19 protein-coding genes are annotated in these 20,434 nt (G+C 64.1%); 7 read left to right on the top strand and 12 right to left on the bottom strand.

Features of this window, described 5'->3' with window-relative positions; genetic code table 11:
• Positions 1–45: 45 nt before the first annotated feature.
• Positions 46–1,104, top strand: coding sequence for a polysaccharide deacetylase family protein (locus tag UP06_RS23635; RefSeq protein ID WP_045006069.1), 1,059 nt, complete (start codon positions 46–48; stop codon positions 1,102–1,104).
• Positions 1,105–1,185: 81 nt separating this feature from the next.
• The gene (locus tag UP06_RS23630) at positions 1,186–1,986 is read left to right on the top strand and encodes an SDR family oxidoreductase (RefSeq protein WP_045006068.1); all 801 of its coding nucleotides are present in this window, start codon (positions 1,186–1,188) and stop codon (positions 1,984–1,986) included.
• A 157-nt stretch (positions 1,987–2,143) separates the two neighbouring features.
• On the opposite strand, the gene boxB is transcribed toward UP06_RS23630, so the two are convergent.
• The 5 genes from boxB to UP06_RS23605 form a co-directional block, all read right to left on the bottom strand.
• A complete protein-coding gene (gene boxB, locus UP06_RS23625; RefSeq protein ID WP_045006067.1) occupies positions 2,144–3,595 on the bottom strand; it encodes a benzoyl-CoA 2,3-epoxidase subunit BoxB in 1,452 nt (483 codons plus the stop codon).
• A 14-nt stretch (positions 3,596–3,609) separates the two neighbouring features.
• Positions 3,610–5,298: a 2,3-epoxybenzoyl-CoA dihydrolase gene (boxC, locus tag UP06_RS23620; RefSeq protein WP_045006066.1), complete on the bottom strand. Its 1,689-nt coding sequence runs from the start codon at positions 5,296–5,298 to the stop codon at positions 3,610–3,612.
• 109 nt (positions 5,299–5,407) lie between these two features.
• Complete coding sequence (locus tag UP06_RS23615; RefSeq protein WP_045006065.1) at positions 5,408–5,935, bottom strand: DUF309 domain-containing protein; 528 nt, start codon at positions 5,933–5,935, stop codon at positions 5,408–5,410.
• 21 nt (positions 5,936–5,956) lie between these two features.
• Complete coding sequence (locus UP06_RS23610) at positions 5,957–6,775, bottom strand: alpha/beta fold hydrolase (RefSeq protein WP_045006064.1); 819 nt, start codon at positions 6,773–6,775, stop codon at positions 5,957–5,959.
• Between the two features lie 260 nt (positions 6,776–7,035).
• Positions 7,036–8,577 (bottom strand): benzoate-CoA ligase family protein, encoded by a 1,542-nt coding sequence (locus UP06_RS23605; protein ID WP_045006063.1) that lies wholly within the window; start codon positions 8,575–8,577, stop codon positions 7,036–7,038.
• A gap of 139 nt (positions 8,578–8,716) precedes the next feature.
• Here UP06_RS23605 and UP06_RS23600 point away from each other — a divergent pair, with 139 nt between their 5' ends.
• Both UP06_RS23600 and UP06_RS23595 read left to right on the top strand, forming a co-directional pair.
• A complete protein-coding gene (locus tag UP06_RS23600) occupies positions 8,717–9,625 on the top strand; it encodes a helix-turn-helix transcriptional regulator (RefSeq protein ID WP_045006062.1) in 909 nt (302 codons plus the stop codon).
• Between the two features lie 13 nt (positions 9,626–9,638).
• Positions 9,639–10,031: a group II truncated hemoglobin gene (locus tag UP06_RS23595; protein WP_045006061.1), complete on the top strand. Its 393-nt coding sequence runs from the start codon at positions 9,639–9,641 to the stop codon at positions 10,029–10,031.
• A 100-nt stretch (positions 10,032–10,131) separates the two neighbouring features.
• Here the strand turns inward: UP06_RS23595 and UP06_RS23590 are convergent, their stop codons facing one another.
• Positions 10,132–10,917, bottom strand: a complete 786-nt coding sequence (locus UP06_RS23590; RefSeq protein ID WP_045006060.1) for an IclR family transcriptional regulator domain-containing protein — start codon at positions 10,915–10,917, stop codon at positions 10,132–10,134.
• Between the two features lie 113 nt (positions 10,918–11,030).
• Between UP06_RS23590 and UP06_RS23585 the strand changes: the two genes are divergently transcribed.
• The gene (locus UP06_RS23585; protein WP_045006059.1) at positions 11,031–12,389 is read left to right on the top strand and encodes an aromatic ring-hydroxylating dioxygenase subunit alpha; all 1,359 of its coding nucleotides are present in this window, start codon (positions 11,031–11,033) and stop codon (positions 12,387–12,389) included.
• A gap of 130 nt (positions 12,390–12,519) precedes the next feature.
• Entirely contained in the window at positions 12,520–13,956 is a 1,437-nt protein-coding gene (locus UP06_RS23580) for a glutamine synthetase family protein (protein WP_045006058.1), read from the top strand.
• A 10-nt stretch (positions 13,957–13,966) separates the two neighbouring features.
• Here the strand turns inward: UP06_RS23580 and UP06_RS23575 are convergent, their stop codons facing one another.
• Together UP06_RS23575 and UP06_RS23570 are read right to left on the bottom strand one after the other, a co-directional pair.
• Positions 13,967–15,406, bottom strand: coding sequence for an MFS transporter (locus UP06_RS23575; protein WP_050031977.1), 1,440 nt, complete (start codon positions 15,404–15,406; stop codon positions 13,967–13,969).
• 3 nt (positions 15,407–15,409) lie between these two features.
• Positions 15,410–15,823 (bottom strand): MarR family winged helix-turn-helix transcriptional regulator, encoded by a 414-nt coding sequence (locus tag UP06_RS23570; RefSeq protein WP_245305525.1) that lies wholly within the window; start codon positions 15,821–15,823, stop codon positions 15,410–15,412.
• Here UP06_RS23570 and UP06_RS41595 point away from each other — a divergent pair.
• Entirely contained in the window at positions 15,822–16,235 is a 414-nt protein-coding gene (locus UP06_RS41595; RefSeq protein ID WP_197087364.1) for a hypothetical protein, read from the top strand. The two genes, UP06_RS23570 and UP06_RS41595, sit on opposite strands and share 2 nt — an antisense overlap.
• A gap of 605 nt (positions 16,236–16,840) precedes the next feature.
• Here UP06_RS41595 and UP06_RS23565 read toward each other — a convergent pair.
• From UP06_RS23565 to UP06_RS23550, 4 genes are read right to left on the bottom strand one after another with little or no spacing between them, the layout of a single operon-like run.
• Positions 16,841–17,569: an ABC transporter ATP-binding protein gene (locus UP06_RS23565; protein WP_045006056.1), complete on the bottom strand. Its 729-nt coding sequence runs from the start codon at positions 17,567–17,569 to the stop codon at positions 16,841–16,843.
• Entirely contained in the window at positions 17,562–18,329 is a 768-nt protein-coding gene (locus UP06_RS23560; protein ID WP_045006055.1) for an ABC transporter ATP-binding protein, read from the bottom strand. The genes UP06_RS23565 and UP06_RS23560 overlap by 8 nt, the downstream gene beginning before the upstream one ends.
• Positions 18,322–19,266: a branched-chain amino acid ABC transporter permease gene (locus UP06_RS23555; RefSeq protein ID WP_045006054.1), complete on the bottom strand. Its 945-nt coding sequence runs from the start codon at positions 19,264–19,266 to the stop codon at positions 18,322–18,324. The genes UP06_RS23560 and UP06_RS23555 overlap by 8 nt, the downstream gene beginning before the upstream one ends.
• Positions 19,263–20,180, bottom strand: a complete 918-nt coding sequence (locus UP06_RS23550) for a branched-chain amino acid ABC transporter permease (RefSeq protein ID WP_045006053.1) — start codon at positions 20,178–20,180, stop codon at positions 19,263–19,265. The genes UP06_RS23555 and UP06_RS23550 overlap by 4 nt, the downstream gene beginning before the upstream one ends.
• Positions 20,181–20,434: the final 254 nt, after the last annotated feature.

The following is a 20,434-nucleotide window of genomic DNA, read 5'->3' as shown; positions in this document are numbered from 1 at the left end:
CACCCTAAGTTGAGGGCGGAATGCCCAGGGGTCGGCCAGCCGGTCATGAAACAACTCCGTAACAACGTCATTCGCGCCGGACTGGGAGCACTCTATTTCAGCGGGGCGCACCATTTGCTGCGCCCGCTTCTGTCGGGCGTCGGCGCCATTTTCATGCTGCACCACGTGCGGCCGGCCCGTGAGGGCGAGTTCCAGCCGAACCGGCATCTCGAGGTCACCCCCGACTTCCTGCGTGCGACCCTGTGCCATTTGCGCTCGCGCGAGATCGACATCGTCGGCATGGATGAGCTGCACGAACGGCTGGTGCAGGGCCGGTTCAACCGCCGCTTCGCCGCCTTCACCCTCGACGATGGCTATCGCGACAATCGGGACTATGCCCTGCCGGTGCTGCGGGAATTTGACGCGCCCGCGACCGTCTATGTCGCCAGCGATTTCGCCGAGGGCACCGGACGGCTGTGGTGGGCCGCGCTGGAGGCCGTGATCGCCAGGACCGAGCAGGTCGACGTGCAGATCGGCAATTCCGCGCTGCGACTCGATGCGACGACGCCAGCCGCAAAACAGGTCGCGTTCGACCGGCTGCACGATTGGCTGCGCGCGCTGCCGGGCGAGCACGATCTGACGCGCGAGATCGAGGCGCTCTGCACGAAATACGATGTCGACATGGCCGCGCTGTGCCGCAGTCTCTGCCTGTCCTGGGATGAGGTGAAGCTGTTGGCCGCCGATCCGCTGGTCACAATCGGCGCCCACACCATCAGCCATTGCAACCTCGCCAGGCAGAGCGAGGAGATCGCCGCGCAGGAGATGGCGGTGAGCCGCGTGCGGATCGAGCACGCGCTGGAGCGCCCCGTGCTGCACTTCGCCTATCCCTATGGCGACCGCGAGGCCGCCGGGATGCGCGAATTCGCGCTGGCCGCATCCGCCGGCTTCAAGACCGCAGTGACGACGCGGCCCGGCATGCTGTTCGCCGAGAACGCCGGCCACATGACCGCGCTGCCGCGGGTCTCGCTCAACGGCAACTACCAGGATGCGCGGATTCTGCCGGTGCTGACGTCGGGGGCTGCGACCGCGATGTGGAACGGCTTTCGCAGGTTCGCGGCGGCTTAAGCTCAGCTTTCGCCAGGACGACACCGAGATTGACTCCCCTCCCCGCCGCGCTCAAAACGTGGCCAAACCAAGGGAGGCACTATGTTCAACGATCTGTTTTCGCTCAAAGGCCGCGTCGCGCTGGTGACCGGCGGATCGCGCGGCATCGGCAAGATGATCGCGGCAGGCTTCCTCGCGCAGGGCGCGGCCAAGGTCTACATCACCGCGCGCAAGGCCGGGCCGTGCGAGGCCACGGCGAAAGAGCTGTCAGCCCAATATGACGGAGAGTGCATCGCGCTGCCGATCGACATCTCGACCGTCGAGGGCTGCGACAGGCTGGCTGGCGAAATCATCAAGCTGGAGCCGAAGCTCGACATCCTCGTCAACAATGCGGGTACGGCCTGGGGCGCGGAGTTCGACGAATTCCCGGAGAGTGGCTGGGACAAGGTGATGGACCTCAACGTCAAGTCGCTGTTCTTCCTGACCAAGGCGCTGGCGAAACCGCTGCGCGCGGCGGCTTCGCTCGAGCGGCCCGCCAAGGTCATCAACATCGCCTCGGTCGACGGCATCTTCGTCAATCCGAGCGAGACCTATTCCTACGCCGCCAGCAAAGCCGCCGTGATCCATCTGACGCGGCGCATGGCGACGAAACTGATCAAGGACAACATCAATGTCACCGCGATTGCGCCGGGCGCGTTCAAGTCGGACATGAACCGGGCCGCGCGCGACCACTCGGACGACGTCGCCAAGCGCATTCCGGCGCAGCGCATCGGCACCGACGAGGACATGGCGGGGGTGGCGATCTATCTCGCCTCGCGCGCGGGGGATTACGTGGTCGGCAACACCATCGCGGTGGATGGCGGCGTGGTGTACGCCAATGCCGGGTTGGAGATTGCGGGGTAGGCCCTCGCCTCACACTCCGCTGTCATGCCCCGGCTTGACCGGGGCATCAAGTACGCCGCGGCTTCTCGTTTTGTCTCTGCCGCCTCTGGAATACTGGATCACCCGCTTTCGCGGGTGATGACAGTCTTCGTGTTGTAAGAGCGTCCGCCCCTGAGCGTTACGACTCGATCTTCACGTACTCGAAGTCACCGGGCTTGTTGTCGATGCCGACCTTCGGCGGCGAGATCCAGGAGGCGAACTTGGCGGCCTCGGTGACGGGCTGCATCAGCGAGGTGATGAAGTCGCCGTCGGCAGTCGAGGGCAGCCAGTCATCCTTGCGCTCGGCCCAGGTGGCGTCGTCGATCAGAAGGCCATCCGGCGTCGCGTGGATGCTCTTGAACTCGCCGATGTGGCGATGGAAGGCGACGTTGGGCAGCTTGAGCTGGAAGTCGTAGCCCGCGGTCGAGATCACCTTGTTCCAGCGCAGCATGCCCTTGACGCAATCCTGGCTGTAGTCGTCGCGCAGGCGCATGTTGAGCGCGGTCAGCGCCGGCTCGTCGACCAGCTTGATCTCGCCGTCGATGAACTTGAGCACCGGATAGGTGGCGTTCTTGAGCTGATGATCGTCCTCGATCTGGGTCTCGTGATAACGGCCCTTGATGCCGGTGTTGAAAGCGTTGGCCGCGTTGGTCGAAACTTCCGAGCCAAAGAGATCAAGCGACAAGGTATAGTGCAGGTTCAGCTTCTTCTGGATCGTCGGCAGGTCGATCACGCCGAGCGCGCGGACCTTTGCGATCTCGGTGGGATCGGTGATGCCGGCTTCCTTCATCGCATCGCAGGTGCGCTGAACGACGCGGGTGATGCCGGTCTCGCCGACGAACATGTGGTGCGCTTCCTCCGTCAGCATGAAGCGGCAAGTGCGCGACAACGGATCGAAGCCCGATTGCGCCAGCGAGTGCAATTGCATCTTGCCGTCACGGTCGGTGAAGTAGGTGAACATGAAGAAGGACAGCCAGTCCGGCGTCGCCTCGTTGAAGGCGCCGAGCATGCGCGGCGAATCTGCGTCACCGGAGCGGCGGCGCAACAAATCGTCGGCTTCCTCGCGGCCGTCGCGGCCGAAATATTTCTGGAGCAGGTACACCATCGCCCAGAGATGGCGGCCTTCCTCGACATTGACCTGGAACAGATTGCGCATGTCGTAGAGCGAGGGCGCGGTCTTGCCGAGGTGGCGCTGCTGCTCGACGGAGGCGGGCTCGGTGTCGCCCTGGATCACGATCAGACGACGTAGCATGGCGCGATATTCGCCGGGGACTTCCTGCCAGGCCGGCTCGCCAAAATGCTCGCCGAACGGCACCACACGGTTCTCTTCCTGCGGCGCAAGTAGAATGCCCCAGCGATAATCGGGCATGCGGACATAATCGAACTTGGCCCAGCCGCGCGGATCGACCGAGTAAGCGGTGCGCAGATAAACCAGCGATTCCTGGAAGCCCTCCGGCCCCATGTCGCTCCACCAGTCCATATAGCCGGGATGCCAGCCCTCCAGGGCTTTGAGCACCTGGCGGTCTTCGGCGAGATTCACGTTGTTCGGAATCTTGGTCGAGTAGTCGACGTTCATGATGTTCATGCTCATGGCCGTGCTTCTCCCTAAACTCTTGTCATATCGAATTTCGGCTTCTGGCCGCTGCCGTAGCGGCGCAGCGCGCCTTCCTCGCCGACGGCATTCGGGCGCTGGAAGATCCAGTTCTGCCATGCGGTCAGCCGTGAAAAGATTTTCGATTCCATCGTCTCCGGACCTACGAAGCGCAGGCTCGCTTCCATGCCGGTGAGGCTGTCGGGCGAGAAGCTGGCGCGCTCCTCGAGGAACACGCGGACCTCGTCGTCCCAGTCGATGTCGTCGAGCGCGAAGGTGATGAGGCCAAGCTCTTCGGCCGCCTCGGCGTCGAGGCTGGTACCGACGGTGTCTTCGGCGCGGTTCACATCGGACGGATCGGCCTGGAAGCGCGATTGCAGCCGCGTCAGGCCATGGCTCATCGGATACGGGCCAAAATTCATGGCCGAAAGCTCGATCGACGGCGGCGGACGGTTGTCGCCCTGGCGCGTGCCGATCAGCATGTAGGAGCGGTCGGCGGCGAAGACGAACTCGGCGAGCGTGCCGACAAAGCAGGAGCCGGGCTCGACCAGCGTCACCAGCGTGCGCGAGGTGACGTCAATGCGCTTCAACACGCGCTTCCAGTAGTGGCGGATCTCGTTGACCAGCCAGTGCGCCTTGTTGGCTTCGAGGAAGGCGTCGGACGCCAGCACATGGGCGCGGTCGCCATGGCTCTTGAACACCAGCATGGCGATCTCGAGCTCGTTGATGCGCAGATGCAGGATGGCGTCATCGAGCTCGCGCGCCACTTGCAACGGCCAGAACGACGCGCCTTGCGCCATCATGCCGACGATGTCGGCGGGCGGTGCAGCCTCGGGCGCCTTGATCGAGATGGTGGCGATGCGCGCGGTGCGATCGATGTCGACGGTGACGAAACCATAGCGGATGCTGGTCTCGTCGATGATGCGCTTGAGCGGCGTCAACGCGACGCCCTTGCCGGAGCCGTTGCGCTTGGAGCTGGCCGCGAATTCCTTCGCGCGCTCGACGACCTTCGCTTCCAGCTTCGAATTCGGCGCGATCTCGTCGACGAGCCGCCACTGCACGGCACGCTTGCCCTTCACGCCTTCCTCGATGGTGCAGAAGAAGTCGGCATGGTCGCGGCGCACCTTGCGCTTGTCGACGACACGGGTGAGACCGCCGGTGCCCGGCAGCACCGCGAGCAGCGGCACTTCAGGCAGAGCGACAGCAGACGCGCCGTCATCGGCGAGGATGATGTGATCAGTCGCAAGCGCGAGCTCATAGCCGCCGCCGGCGGCCGAGCCGTTCACCACCGTGATGAAACGCTGGCCGGAATTCTCGGAGGAATCTTCCATGCCGTTGCGGGTCTCGTTGGTGAATTTGCAGAAGTTCACCTTGTGGGCATGGGTCGAGCCGGCGAGCATGCGGATGTTGGCGCCGGCGCAGAACACGCGGTTCTTGGCCGAGCGCATCACCACCACCTTCACCTCGGGATGCTCGAAGCGCAGCCGCTGGACCACGTCCGCGAGCTCGATATCGACGCCGAGATCGTAGGAATTGAGCTTGAGCAGGTAGCCCTCGAACAGGCCGCCATTCTCGTCGACATCCATGGTCAGCGTCGCGACGTCACCGTCGACCGCGAGCTTCCAGTGCCGATAGCGGGACGGCTGGGTCTGGAAATCGATGAATGTCGCACCGCCTGCGAGGCGCCGATCTTCCCCGGCCATGGGCAACCCTTGTGGTTCGTCTTGGTTTTACCGTTAGATGCACAATAGTGCATATTTCTGGGCGCGTCTAGTGCCCAACTGCCAATACATGCACTTTGTTTCATAGCGCCTACTGGGACCGCACGATCGCGCTGAGCGCAATCCAGTCCGCCTTAGTGAGCTCCGCCCGGCCGAGCTTGGCCTGGAGCAAGGCCGTCAGTGCCGGGACCGGAAAGCTCTCGACAAAGCCGTCGCCCGCGGCCGCGACCTTGCGCGAGCTCAGCGCCCGCAGCTCCCCGAGCGCCTCCCCGAACATGCGTGCGGCCGAATGCGCCTTCTGCATGCGCAGCCGCAAATTCGCATTGGCGGTGTGGATACAGGCGCGGAGCAGAATGCGCTCGCGGCCGCCTTGCGGGGCTGCGGCCCACACCGCCTCCAGCACCTCCTGCGCTTCCCAGAAATAGCCGCGATCGTTCAGCGCGAGCCCGTAGCGCAGCGCCGGATGGCGCGCCGGCACATAGCCGCGGAAGACCGGGGGCACCAGCGCCTTGGCGAGAGCGAGCGTCTCGTAATCGGCATCCAGCCCCGCGGCCTCGCCAGGCACATAGGCCCATTGCGGCCATGGCAACGGGCCGTGCACATTCGGTGGCACACTCATAGGAGATGTGCCTCCGCAAAATCATGCGGCGCGCACCCCGAGTCCCTGATCGTCGCGCAGGGCCGCCTTTGCAAATTGCTCAATCGCGTCAAGCGTCGCCTCCGGCGCTTCACGATGCGGGGAATGTCCCGCGCCTGAAATGACTTTCAAATCTACTGGACAGTAACACTCTTCCTGCGCGATCTCGACCTGACGCAGTGTCCCATATTGGTCGTCCACACCTTGCAGGACCATGACAGGAACGCGGATGTAGGCCAGATATTCCGAGATATCCCAGTCGCGGAATTTCGGGTCGAGCCAGGCGCGGTTCCAGCCATAGAAGGCGTTGTCGACATCCTTGTGCCAGCGCCCGAGTTTTGCCTTGAGGTCCGTGGTCTCGTAGGTGGTCTTGATCGCGGCGATCGAGGCCACCGAAATGTCCTCGACGATGAAGTGCGGTGCCATCAGCACGAGGCCTTGCAGACGGTGATCCTGATGCGCCCCGGCATAGATCGTCGCGATCGAGGCGCCATCGGAATGGCCGAGCAGCAGGCCGCGCCTGAAGGAAATCGCGTCGAGCAGCTTCGGCAGCACATCCAGCGCCTCGCGCTGCATGTAGTCGAGCGGCCGCGGCAGCGTTGCCGGACTCGACTGGCCATAGCCCGCGCGCGAATAGACAAAGATGCCGGCGCCGGTCGCCTCTCGAAGTTTTTCCGGGAAGTCGCTCCACAGCCCGACCGAGCCGAGGCCTTCATGGAGCATCACGATGGTCGGCGCATCCGATGATTGCGGCGCGAGCCATTTGTATTCCAGGCTGGCGCCGTTGATGGTGAGGAAGCCTGTGGGGGTGAGATTGGTCATGCTGTCACTCTGCTTTTCAGCCTTGTCGAACGTGGGACGTCATCACGCGCCACTCGCTCAGTCGTTCCCTCCCCCCTTGCGGGGGAGGGCTAGGGAGAGGGGTGCCACGCGGGGACCCTCAGTGTGGCGGAGAACGTCTGGCGCACGACAACAAACACCACTTCCTGGGCTACCCCTCTCCCCCGCCCTCCCCCGCAAGGGGGGAGGGAGCTCAGTGGAGTTGGCCGTGGCAGCGCGAGTCATACGCCGCGCAGTCACACTTAGTTCGCCCCGTCGCGCAGCTTGAAGCGCTGAATCTTCCCCGTCGCCGTCTTCGGCAGCGACTCCACCACGTCGATCCAGCGCGGGTATTTCCATGGGCCGATCTTCTGCTTGACGTGATCCTTCAGCATCTCCTGCAAGTCCGTCGTCTTCACGCCTGGACGCAGCACGACGAAGGCCTTCGGCTTCAGCAGGCCTTCCGGATCGGCCTCAGGCACGACGGCGGCCTCGAGCACTGCGGGATGCGTGATCAGCGCGCTCTCGACTTCGAAGGGCGAGACCCAGATGCCGGAGACCTTGAACATGTCGTCGGCGCGGCCGCAGAAGGTGTAGCGGCCCTCGGCATCCCTGACATATTTATCGCCGGTGCGGGTCCACGGTCCCTCAAATGTGCGGCGGCTCTTGTGGCGCTGGTTCCAGTAGCCCTCGCCGGCGGAGGGCGCATCGACCAGCAACTCGCCGACCTCGCCGTCGGCCACATCCTGGCCCGCTTCGTTGACAAGCCGCACCGCGTAGCCCGGCACCGGTTTGCCGGAAGAACCGTATTTGATGTCGCCGGGCGCGTTCGACAAGAAGATGTGCAGCAGCTCGGTCGAGCCGACGCCGTCCAAGATGTCGACGTTGAAGCGGCCTTTCCAGCTGTTGCCGACGGATTCCGGCAACGCCTCGCCGGCCGAAGTGCAGATGCGCAGCGACTTGCCGCCGCGCTCGCTCTTCATCGTCTCGTCGTTAAGCATCGCCGCGAACAGCGTCGGCACGCCGTAGAAGATCGACGGATTGTATCGGTTCATCAGGTCGAACATCCGCGCCGGCGTCGGACGCTCGCTGTTCAGGATCGTGGTGGCGCCGACCGACATCGGAAAGGTCAGCGCATTGCCGAGGCCATAGGCAAAGAACAGTTTTGCAGCAGAAAGGCCGACATCGTTCTCGCGGATGCCGAGCACCTGGCTGGCGTAGGTGTCGGCGGTGGCCTGCAAATTCGAATGCAGATGCCGCACGCCCTTGGGCATGCCGGTCGAGCCCGACGAATATAGCCAGAATGCCGGCTCGTCGGGATGCGTTGCGGCGGTCGTGAACTGATCGCTCTCGCGCGCGAGTTCTTCGGTGAGCTGCTTGTGGCCGTTGGTCTTGCCGCCGGACACCACGACATGCTCGAGATCCGGCATGCGGCCGACCACGTCCTTGATGACGGGGTAGAGCGCCTCGGAGACGAACAGCACGCGCGCGCGGCAGTCGGCGAGAATGTAGGCGTATTGATCTGATGTCAGCAGCGTGTTGAGCGGCACCGGCAAAATGCCGGCGCGGATCGCGCCCAAAAACACGACCGGAAAATCGACCGTATCCAGCATGATCATCGCCACGCGCTCTTCGCGGCGGACGCCGAGACGGCGCAGCATGTTGGCGATGCGCCGCGTCTGTTGCTGGAGCTCGCCATAGGCGAGTCGCGAGACGGTGTCGTCGAAAACGAGCTTGCTGCCGCGGCCCTCCTCGACGTTGCGGTCGAGCAGCCAGGTCACCGCGTTATAGGATCCCTCGCTCACGGACGTCTCTCCCGAATTTAGAATTATAATTCATAGAAAGACACCGCATCGGCTTGCTGTCAATGCTATCAGGCATTATGTTTCCATTTAAACGCGCCGCAGGACCTTCTTCAAGGAAGGCATCCGCTAAAGAAGGCTCATGACCGAAAGTCCCGACGCCGAATCCCGCTTTCTCGAACAGCTCGGCCAGCGCGTGCGCACCATGCGCGCGCTGCGCGGCATGTCGCGAAAAGTGCTCGCCAAGGTATCGGGAATTTCGGAGCGCTACATCGCGCAGCTCGAGAGCGGCAAAGGCAACGTCTCCATCGTGCTGTTGCGCCGCGTCTCGGACGCGATGGGCGCGCATCTGGAAGATTTGCTGCCCTCAGTCGACCCGACGCCGGACTGGCAGATGTTTCGCGATCTCCTGCGCAAGGCGACGCCCGCCCAGATCGCGCAGGCCAAGGATCTGCTCGCCGGCGGCAGCGCGTCGGCGCCACGGCGCGCGCCGTTCTGCGGCATCGCGCTGATCGGCCTGCGCGGCGCCGGCAAATCGACACTTGGGCGGATGCTGGCGAAGAAGGTCGGCTGGAGTTTTGTCGAGCTCAACAAGGAAGTCGAGCAGCAGAACGGCCTCTCGGTCGCCGAGATCATCGCGCTCTACGGCCAGGAGGGCTTTCGCCGTATGGAGCAGGCCGCGCTGCAACAGCTGCTGGCGCGCAACGAGCTGATGGTGCTGGCGACCGGCGGCGGTATCGTCTCGGAGCCTTTGACCTTCGACCAGATCCTGTCGTCGTTCTACACGATCTGGCTGAAGGCCGAGCCCGAAGAGCACATGGCCCGCGTGCGCCGCCAGGGCGATCTGCGCCCGATGGCCGACGATCGCTCCGCAATGGCGGAACTGCGCAACATCCTGCTCAGCCGCGAGCCGCTGTATTCGCGCGCGACGGCGGTGGTGGACACGGCGGGGCTGAGCGTCGATGCCGCCGCCGCGCGGCTGATCGATGCGGTGCGGCCGGTGCTCCAGAACGAGGCGCGCAGCTTTGGGCTGCGCAGCGTAGCGCTGTAGGCTGGGCCGCGGAATGACCGACAGCGACGTCGCAATCTCCATGTTCGCACGGATCGGCGGAAGTACCACGATCGACCGGCTGGTCGACCGCTTCTACGACCGCATGGACACGCTGCCGGAGGCGAAGGTCATCCGCGCCATGCATGCCGGCGACCTCGGCCTGATCAGGGACGTGCTGAAACGCTATCTCACCGAATGGACCGGCGGCCCGAAACTCTACTCCATCGAGAAGGGCCATCCGAGGCTGCGCCAGCGCCATATCGGCTTTGCCATCGGCGACGCCGAGCGTGACGCGTGGCTGCTGTGCATGCGCGGCACGCTGGAGGAGACGGTCACTGACGCTACCGCGCGGCAGGATCTTGATCGCGCGCTGTCGGGGCTCGCTGACTGGATGCGCAACCGGTAGTGATGTCTCCACCAGTCGTAGCCCGGATGAGCGGAGCGACATCCGGGATTCTTCGCGAGAGTTGTCCCGGGTATCGCTTCGCTCACCCGAGCTACAAGAGCTACAACAACTGCGACCGCACCGACTCCGCACCCGCGCGCAGCAGCGGCAAAAATCGATCGATCAACTCTTGCTCCGGTACGCGGTCAACGTGAGCGCCCATATTGATGGCGGCGACGATCACATCGTCGTAGCGACGCACGGGGACGGAGATCGAGCGGAAGTGCGGCTCGGCCTCGCGATCGACCAGCGAATAGGCCTGGGCTCGGTCGGCAGCGATGCGTGCGAGCAGCGCCTTGGGATCGGTCACCGTCTGCGGCGTCAGCTCTTCGCGTTTCATCGTCTTCAGGCGCGCGGCCAGCTCGGCATCATCAAGCTGGCCGAGCATGGCGCGGCCGACCGAGGTGCAGAAGGCCGGCAGCCGGTAGCCGATTTCGAGCCCGCCTGAAAACATCCGCGCCGGGCTGCTGCGCGCGATGAACACGACCTCATCACCGTCGAGCACCGCGAGCGAGGAGATTTCATTTGCCGCAGTCGCGACGCGATCGAGCACCGGTTGCAGGACCGCGACGAGCTGATTGGACCGCAGATACGACGCCGCGAGTGTCAGCACATGCGGTGTCAGCGAGAACAGCTTGCCGTCGCCACTGACGAAGCCACCGCGCTGGAGCGTGAACAGCATGCGGCGCGCGGTGGCACGCGGGAGATCGGCGGCGCGGGCGAGATCGCTCAGCGTCATCGGACCGGTGGTCGCGCCAAAACATTGCAGCAGTCGCAGGCCGCGATCGAGGCTTTCGACCCAATCCGTCGCGCGCTCGTCGGTGTCACTCCGCTTCAGCTTGGGCATGGGCTCGGGGATAGTCCTGCAAAATAGTGCTTGCTGCCGATCCCAAGCATGGCATAATTCGCCCATTCGTTCAATAGGCGAACAGACGCCACTCCAAGAAGGATGCACTCGCCATGATGAGCCAGGAGCAGAACGACCTGATCACCCGCACCGGTCCGAAGGACCCCTGCGGAAAGCTGATGCGGAGCTATTGGCAGCCGGCGGCGCTGGTCGATGAGCTGGAGGGCGCGCGGCCGATCCGCCCCGTCAAACTGCTCGGCGAAAATCTGGTGCTGTTTCGCGACGAGACCGGACGTTACGGCCTGATCGATCGCCACTGCGCGCATCGCGGCGCCGATCTCGCCTTCGGACGGCTCGAGCATGGCGGCCTGCGCTGCGCTTTCCATGGCTGGCTGTTCGACGCAACCGGCCAGTGCATCGAGACCCCGGCCGAGCCGAAGGACTCAAAGCTCTGCCAGAATGTCCGCCAGCGCTCCTATCCCGTGGTGGAGAAGAGCGGCATCCTCTGGGCCTATCTCGGCGAAGGTGAGCCGCCGGCATTCCCGGAGCTCGACTGCTTCGTCGCGCCCGGCACGCACACTTTTGCGTTCAAGGGCCACATGGCCTGCAACTGGCTTCAGGCCCTCGAAGTCGGCATCGATCCCGCGCACGCCTCCTATCTGCATCGCTTCTTCGAGGACGAGGATACATCCACGGCCTACGGCAAGCAGTTTCGCGGCGCCTCCGCCGGCTCTGACCTGCCGATGACAAAGATCCTGCGCGAATACGATCGGCCCATCATCAATGTCGAGCACACCGAATACGGGCTGCGGCTGATCGCGCTGCGCGAGATCGACGAGGAGCGCACCCATGTACGCGTCACCAACCAGCTCTTCCCGCACGGCTTTGTCATCCCCATGAGCACGGAGATGACGATCACGCAGTGGCACGTGCCGGTCGACGACAAGAACTGCTACTGGTACGCGATCTTCACCAGCTACACGAACCCGGTCGATAAAAAGAAGATGCGCGACCAGCGGCTCGAACTCTACGAGCTGCCCGACTACAAATCGCGCAAGAACAACAGCAACGATTACGGCTTCGATCCGCACGAGCAGCAGACCGCGACCTATACCGGCATGGGCACCGACATCAACGTCCACGACCAATGGGCGGTGGAATCGATGGGCGCGATCCAGGACCGCACCAAGGAGCATCTCGGCACGAGCGACAAGGCGATCGTGCAATATCGTCGCCTGCTGCGGCAGGAGATCGAGAAGGTCTCGGGCGGCGAGAAGCCGATGCTGTTTCTCGACGAGGCCAACGCGCGCAGCATCCAGGGGCCGGCGACCATGGACGGCATCGGGCCGACGCGCGGCTGGGAGACCTACTGGATGGAAGTCGACGTCAAGCGCCGCCGCGGCGCGCCCTGGACCGCGCCGGTGCCGAAGGAAATCGCGGACAATGTGCATCGGCTGACGGCGGCGGAGTGACGATCTTGCACGGAGCCCGTAGGGTGGGCAAAGGCGCAAAGCGCCGTGCCCACCATGCTTCCATGCGAACGACAGACATGGTGGGCACGCTACGCTTTGCCCACCCTACGGCAGTTGAAGGAGTAGCAAAGTGACTTTCGTCGCGCGTCATGCGCTGTGGTCGGATGAGCAGAAGGACGCGGCAACGCGGCTGCGCCGCATCGTCGAGGAGAAGAACCTCGAAGTCATCCGCCTCGCCTTCCCCGACCAGCACGGCATCTTGCGCGGCAAGACCATCATCGCCTCCGAGGCGATCGCCTCGCTGGAGAGCGGCTGCTCCATCACCACCACCATGCTCGCCAAGGACACCTCGCACCGCACGGTGTTTCCGGTGTTCACATCAGGCGGCGGCTTCGGCATGAAGGAGATGGAGGGCGCGGCCGATGTGCTGATGGTCGCCGATCCCACCACCTTCCGCGTGCTGCCCTGGGCGCCGGCCACGGGTTGGGTGCTATGCGATCTCTATTTCAACAACGGCCGTCCCGTACCGTTCGCGACGCGCGGGCTCTATCGCAAGGCGCTCGATGAGCTCGGAAGCCGCGGCTACGATTTCGTCGCTGGGCTCGAGGTCGAATTCCACATCTTCAAGCTCGACGACGCGCATATGCGACCCGAGGATGCCGGCCAGCCCGGCACACCGCCCTCGGTGAGCCTGCTCAGCCACGGTTATCAATATCTGACCGAGCAGCGCTTCGATCAGATGGAGCCGGTGCTGGAGATTCTTCGTCGCGACATCCTGGCGCTCGGGTTGCCCTTGCGCTCGGTCGAGGTCGAGTTCGGACCGAGCCAATGCGAGTTCACCTTCGCGCCGAAAAAGGGCATGGAGCCCGCCGACAACATGGTGCTGTTTCGCAGCGCCGTAAAGCAGATCGCACGCCGCCACGGCTATCACGCCACCTTCATGTGCCGGCCGAAGCTGCCGAACCTGGTCGCGAGCGGCTGGCATTTGCATCAATCGATCGTCTCACGCGTGAGCGGTGAGAACCAGTTCATCGCGCAGGAAGGCGGCGAGCCGCTCAGCCAGTTCGGCCGCTCTTATCTCGCCGGCCTGCTCGACCACGCCCATGCGGCGACCGTGTTCACGACGCCAACCATCAACGGCTACAAGCGATATCGTTCCTATTCGCTGGCGCCGGACCGCGCGATCTGGGGCCGCGACAATCGCGGCGTGATGATCCGTGTCCTCGGCGGCGCCGGCGATGCCGCGACGCGCCTGGAAAATCGCGTCGGCGAGCCCGCGGCCAATCCCTATCTCTACATGGCTTCGCAGATCCTCGCCGGGCTCGACGGCGTCGACCGCAAGCTCGACCCCGGTCCGTCCGCCGACACGCCCTACGAGAGCGACGCACCGCTATTGCCCAAGTCGCTGCGCGACGCGGTCAGCGCGCTCAAGGACGATCCGTTCTTTCGCAAAAAATTCGGCGCCGAATTCGTTGACTACTACACCCACATCAAGAACGCCGAGATCGACCGCTTCCTCGCCGAAGTGACGGATTGGGAACATCGCGAATATTTCGAGATGTTCTGAGCACCCTCCGTTATGCCGCCTTCTTCTGCCTGAGGTAGAGGTAGGTCGGCAGAAGACCAAGCGCGACGATCGCGACCATCACCCACCAGCCGCGCTGGAATGCGACGAGGCGCTCCGGCAACGATGCCGGTGTGCCGATGATGGCCACGAAGATCGCGACGCCCACTGCAAGCGAGGCCTGACGGATCATGTTGATGACGCCGGAGCCCGTCGCAAAGGACGAGGGCGGCAATCCGGCGGCACTGACGCCCATCAATGTCGGGAAGGTCAAGCCGACGCCGATGCCGGTCGGGATCATGCCCATGATCACGAACGCCATGTGCGGCTCAGGACCGATCAGAGTTGCCCAGGCGACCAGACCGGCCGCGAAGATGACGATGCCGGCTGTGACGACGGGCGCGGCGCCGAAGCGCGCGATCAGCCGTCCTGCGAACAGCAGCGAGGTGATCGGCACCATCAGCGGCCCCGGCGCAATCGCAAGTCCCGTCTGCAACGCCGACCATCCCCACGCGGTCTGCTCCCACAGGGCAACCGAAAGCAGCATGGCGCCAAAGGCCGCCGAATAGGGCGCCATCACCAAGGCAGCCCCGGTGAATGGACGGACGCGAAACAGCGCCGGATCGACAAATGGATTTTCCAGGCGAAGGCAGCGCCAGACAAACAAGCCGAGCAGGATCGTGGCGGCAGCGAAGCTGTAGCCGATGGCCGGCGCGCGCAGTCCCCAGTCACTGACCTTCACGATGGCGAAGACGAGCGCGCCGATTCCGCCGGTCACCAGCACGGCGTCGAGGAATTTCGGGCGGGGCGCATCATGCCCCTCGATCTCCGGAAGCTTCCACCAGCCGATCACCATGGCGGCAAGGCCGATCGGAACATTGACGAAGAAGATCCAGCGCCAGTTGACGGTAACGAGCACACCACCGACGACGGGCCCGAGCGCCGCGGCGAGGCCGCCGATCGCCGTCCAGGTCCGCACCGCACTGCCGCGCTTCTCCGGGGCGAACACCGCCAGCAGCAATCCGAGCGAAGTCGGCGTCATCAGCGCGGCGCCCGCGGCCTGGACGATACGAAACGCCGTGAGCATCCCGACATTGTTGGCGGCGGCGCAAGCTGCGGACGCCACGGTGAAGAGGCCGACACCGAGCAGGAAGCTAAGATTTCGGCGGTGACGTTCGGCCAGCCGTCCGAAGAATACCAGCAGCGCCGCATAGGCGATCGCGTAGCCGTTCAGGACCCACGACATGTCGTCGAGGGAAGCGTCCTTGAAGTCTCGCCCGATATTGGGAAGCGCGACGTTGACGATGAAGAGGTCGAGATTGGCAAGGCAAATGCCGACGCACACGATCGCCAGCACCGTGTTAGGCGAAGCTGACGAACGGGGCTTAGGCGACAGCGAGAGATCATCGAGCGGCACGGCGCGGGCGAAGGCGCCGCGTTCAATACTGTTCATTGGTTATGCCTTTTCGTGATGCAATTCGTGTCGCTCGGGAATCAGCGACTGATCGCCGGCGATGCCAACCAGCACGTTTCGCAACTCGGCCGCAGCGCGCCTGCCGAATCCATCTTCGAATTTCTCCTGCGCCGCGCGCCACAGCGGCAGGGCGTCGGCAAGGCGCGAACGCCCTGTCCGAGTCAGCTTGACCCGGCGGCTTCGGCGATCAGTCTCATCGCGCTCCAGTGTGACCAGACCGTCACGCTGGAGGGGACGCAGGTTCTGGCCGATGGTCGACTGGTCCATGACCAGCGCATCGGCGAGGTCGCCGATCGAAGGCGCGGCATCTCCGCGGCGATGGATCTCGGTCAGGAGCGCGTATTGGGTGGAACGAAGCCCCGAAGGCTCCAGCGCCGCATCGTAGAACAGCGTCATGTGGCGCGACGCCTTGCGCAACGCCACGCAATTGCAACGATTACGCTCCATCACAGGCAGATCTTGGTCAGCCATGACGCCCCCATTATCGGGATATCCCGATATACAAATAGAGGGATATCCCGGTATTCTTGGGGCGTCAACCCGCGGGATGCTTTCCGGCCGCGGCGAGCGCGTGTCTCACACGCCTGTGATGCGACTTCGTCCGGCCTGTTCCGACGACATCACTCCATCCCTGACGAAGCCGTTTTCCCCGCGGATCGAAAAACGCCGGAAAGATACGAGGCCTATTGTTGGCTTCAATGATCAACAATGGAGTTCGGTCATGTTGGGTCAATTGTTCAGTCTGATCTATCGCCTGTCCTGCCGGACCACCCTGATCGAAATCGGCGTGCACCGCCTCGCCCGTTAGCGATTGGCGATACGATTTAGGTAAGACGGACTGACGAGATAACGGGCGTTTCCATGCGCAAGCTGGTCCTGATCGCAGTGATATCGCTGCTCGCAACACAAGCCCATGCCGGCGGTCCACGGGGCTTGAGCCTGGCGAGCCAGCCAGCAACTGAACAGCCGGCCGCAGCGGCAGCGCCACAGGTCACACCGGCGGCAACACCTCCAGACAGCGACCACCGCACCCGCTTCAACTCCGCCGGCAACAACAGCGCCAGCCGCGACGGCTACGGCTGCAATGCCCGCTCGGTCTACCGCAGCACCAGTCGCCAGCACGACCGAGACGGCCAAGCCAAAGCACCGCCAGCCGTCTACCGAGGCGCGCGTGATCCGCGAGCTGCATCGGCATGGGATTTATTGGTAATTGGTTGTCACGCGTTCTCCCCAGCGTCGTCCCGGCGAAGGCCGGGACCCATAACCACAGGGAGTGGTTTGGCGAAGACCGCCAGTTATCTCATCACAGCGCGGTACTGCTATCGAACCATCACCGATGGATCACGCGGTATGGGTCCCGGCCTTCGCCGGGACGACACTGATTGTAAGGCGGCAGCAAGCCGTCGCTCGCCGCTAAATCCCCAAATACTTATGCTGCAAATCCGGCTCGGCCATCAGCTGGTCCGACGTGCCGCTCCACACCGTTTTGCCGCGCTCGATGATGGTGTGGCGGTCGCAGATGCGGGCGAGGTGGTCGACGTTCTTGTCGACGACCAGGATCGACTGTCCCCGGCTCTTCAGCATCGAGAGACAATTCCAGATCTCTTCTCGGATCAGCGGCGCGAGGCCTTCGGTCGCCTCGTCCAGGATCAGGAGTTTTGGATTGGTCATCAGCGCGCGGCCGATCGCAAGCATCTGCTGCTCGCCGCCGGAGAGCTGGTTGCCCATGTTCGAGGCGCGCTCGGCGAGCCGCGGAAACAGCGCATAGATCGCGGCCAGCGTCCAGGGATTGGCGCTGTTGAAGCGATCGGCGGCGGCCGCGACCAGATTTTCGCGCACGGTGAGGTTCGGGAAAATCTGGCGTCCCTCAGGGACCAAGCCGACACCGAGCTTCGCGATCCGATACGACGGAAACTGCCGCACCTCGGCACCCGCAAAACGGATGCTGCCCGCGCGCGCCGGCGTCAGGCCCATGATGGAGCGGATGGTGGTGGTCTTGCCCATGCCGTTGCGGCCCATGAGTGAAACCATCTCGCCCGGCTTGATCGACAGCGACAGGCCGAACAGCACCTGGGAGAGGCCGTAGCAGGTCTCGATGCCTTCGACGTCGAGCAGCGTGTCAGCCATCACCTTTTCAGACATGGTGCGTCACCACATGCTGGTCGCCGAGATAAGCGCGCTTGACGTCGTCGTTCGCGCGGATCGCGGCCGGATCACCGGAGGCAATGACGCGGCCATAGACCAGCACCGAGATGCGGTCAGCGAGCGCGAACACCGCCGGCATGTCGTGCTCGACCAGCACGATTGAGACTTCCTTTCGCAGTTCCTGGAGCAATTGCACCATGCGCTGGGATTCAGTGACGCCGAGGCCCGCCATCGGCTCATCGAGCAGCAGCAATTTCGGCTTGCTGGCGAGAGCGACGGCAAGCTCGATCTGGCGACGCTCGCCATGGCTGAGCCGGGACACCAGGACATCGGCGCGGTGCAGCAGGCCGACGCGATCGAGCGCGGCATGCGCGGCATCGCGCAGGCCCTTCTCCTTCCGTGCGTTGGCAAAGAAGCGGAACGAGTGGCCTGCATGCGCCTGGGCCGCGAGTGCAACATTGTCGGCGGCGGTGAAGTCGGGCAGCAGCGAGGTGATCTGGAACGAACGGGCCAATCCCAGCGCGCAACGGCGATAGGCCGGGAGGTACGTGATGTCACGGCCACCGAGCGAAACGCTGCCGGAATGCGGCTCGAGATGTCCGGTGAGCTGGCTGATCAGCGTGGTCTTGCCGGCGCCGTTCGGGCCGATGATGGCGTGCAGCTCGCCCGCCGCGACATCGAGCGAGACGTTGTCCGTGGCGGTGATGCCGCCGAAGCGACGCACCAGCTTTTCGACGCGAAGCAGCGGTTCAGCCACGGTTGAGCCTCCCGAGCAGGCCCATGATACCGCCGCGGCCGAACAGCACGATCAGCAACAACAGCGGCCCCATGATCAGCGCCCAATATTCGGTGAGCTGCGACAAGAACTCTTCCAGCAGCAGATACACCACCGCGCCCATCACCGGGCCAAACAGTGTGCCCATGCCGCCGAGGATCACCATCACCATGAGGTCGCCGGAGCGGGTCCAGTACATCACCGCCGGGCTGATGAAATCAGTGTTGTTGGCCAGCAGCGCACCCGCAAGGCCGCACATCATGCCGGAGATGACAAAGCAGACCAGCTGGTAGCGTTTTGCCGGAAAGCCGATCGCCTGCATGCGCTGCTCGTTGGAGCGCAGGCCCTGCACCACGAGGCCGAAGCGTGAATTGACGATGCGCCAGATCAGGAAGACGACACCGAACAGGCAGGCGAGGCAGAGATAGTAGAACTGCGTGCGATTGCCCAGATTGATCAGGCCGGAAAAGTCGCTGCGCTTGTAGACGGTGAGCCCGTCGTCGCCGCCATAGCGCGCCAGCCCTGAGGCGACGTAATAGGCCATCTGCGCGAAGGCGAGTGTGATCATGATGAAATAGACGCCGCGGGTGCGAAGCGAGAGCGCGCCGATCACCAGCGCGTACAGCGCAGAGGCTGCGAGCGCTACCGGAAACTGGATGAAGCCGGAGCCCACACCTTCCTGCGCCAACATGCCGACGGCATAGCCGCCGATGCCGAGATAGGCGGCGTGGCCAAAGCTCATCATGCCGCCATAGCCCATCATGAGGTTGAGGCTCGCCGCCGCCAGCGCCAGGATGACGACGCGGGTGAACAGCGTCAGGATGAAGATGTTGCCCGAGAGCTGCGAATAGAGCGGCAGCAGCACGAGGCCGGCCAGCATCAGGGCCGTGACGGCCTTGCTCACAGTGAAAGCTTTCATCGACGGCTGGCCGGAAACAGCCCCTCCGGCCGCACCACCAGCACGATCGCCATCAACAGATAGATCAGCATGGACGACAGCGCGGGCGCGGCGGTGGAAGCTGCGGCGCCGCTCAGCACCTGCCGCAGCAAATTGGGCAGGAAGGCGCGGCCGAGCGTGTCGATCATGCCGACGAAGATCGCGGCGAGGAAGGCGCCGCGGATCGAGCCGATGCCGCCGATCACGATGATGACGAAGGCGAGGATCAGGATGTTCTCGCCCATGCCGATCTGTACAGTGAGGATCGGCGCCTGCATCAACCCGGCAAGGCCGGCGAGCGCGGCACCGAGGCCGAACACCAGCGTGTAGAGTAGCTTGATGTTGATTCCGAGCGCCCCGATCATCTCGCGGTTGGAGGCGCCGGCCCGGATCAGCATACCGACGCGGGTGCGCATCACGCCGAGATAGAGCAAGAGCGCCACCAGCAGCGCCACCACGATGATGGCAAGCCGATAGGCGGGGTAGTGAATGCCGGGCAGAATTGGCACCGGCACCGTGAGCCAGGCGGGCAGCGGCAGCGCCAGGCCCGCAGGGCCCCAGATCAGCCGGACGGCTTCATTGAAGAACAGGATCAGGCCGAAGGTCGCGAGCACGTGGTCGAGATGGTCGCGGCCGTAGAGGTGCCGCAGTGCGCTCATCTCGAGCACGATGCCGAGCACCAGCGTCGCGCCGAGCGCCAGCAGCGAACCGAGCAGGAAGCTGCCGGTCCAGGCTGCGAAGGTCGCGGCGAAATAGGCGCCCATCATGTAGAGCGAGCCGTGCGCGAGGTTGACGAGATCCATGATCCCGAACACCAGCGTCAGGCCGGCGGCGAGCAGGAACAGAAGCAGGCCGAACTGCAATCCGTTCAAGAACTGTTCGACGACGAGCAGCATCAAAACTCTTTCAGGCGCACGCGGAATCGCGCCGATGTTCGAACACAGTCGCCATCAGTGAAAGAGCTCCCCCTGCCTGTTCAAGGCCGAAAAATGGGTAAAGGCAGTATCGTTCCGAGGCAAGAGCGATTCCGCGCCAGACATGCACTTTGTTGCATCCCAGCGCTTGCGGTCGACCCCGCCCTCTCTGCGCCCTGCAAGAAGGCTGCCGCGCGGGATGGGTCAACCTGCCGCACCTAAACGATCACCCTCCC

It is taken from the genome of Bradyrhizobium sp. LTSP857 (genome assembly GCF_000938285.1).
Lineage (GTDB): Bacteria > Pseudomonadota > Alphaproteobacteria > Rhizobiales > Xanthobacteraceae > Bradyrhizobium.
This window is presented reverse-complemented; position numbering and strand designations above follow the sequence as displayed.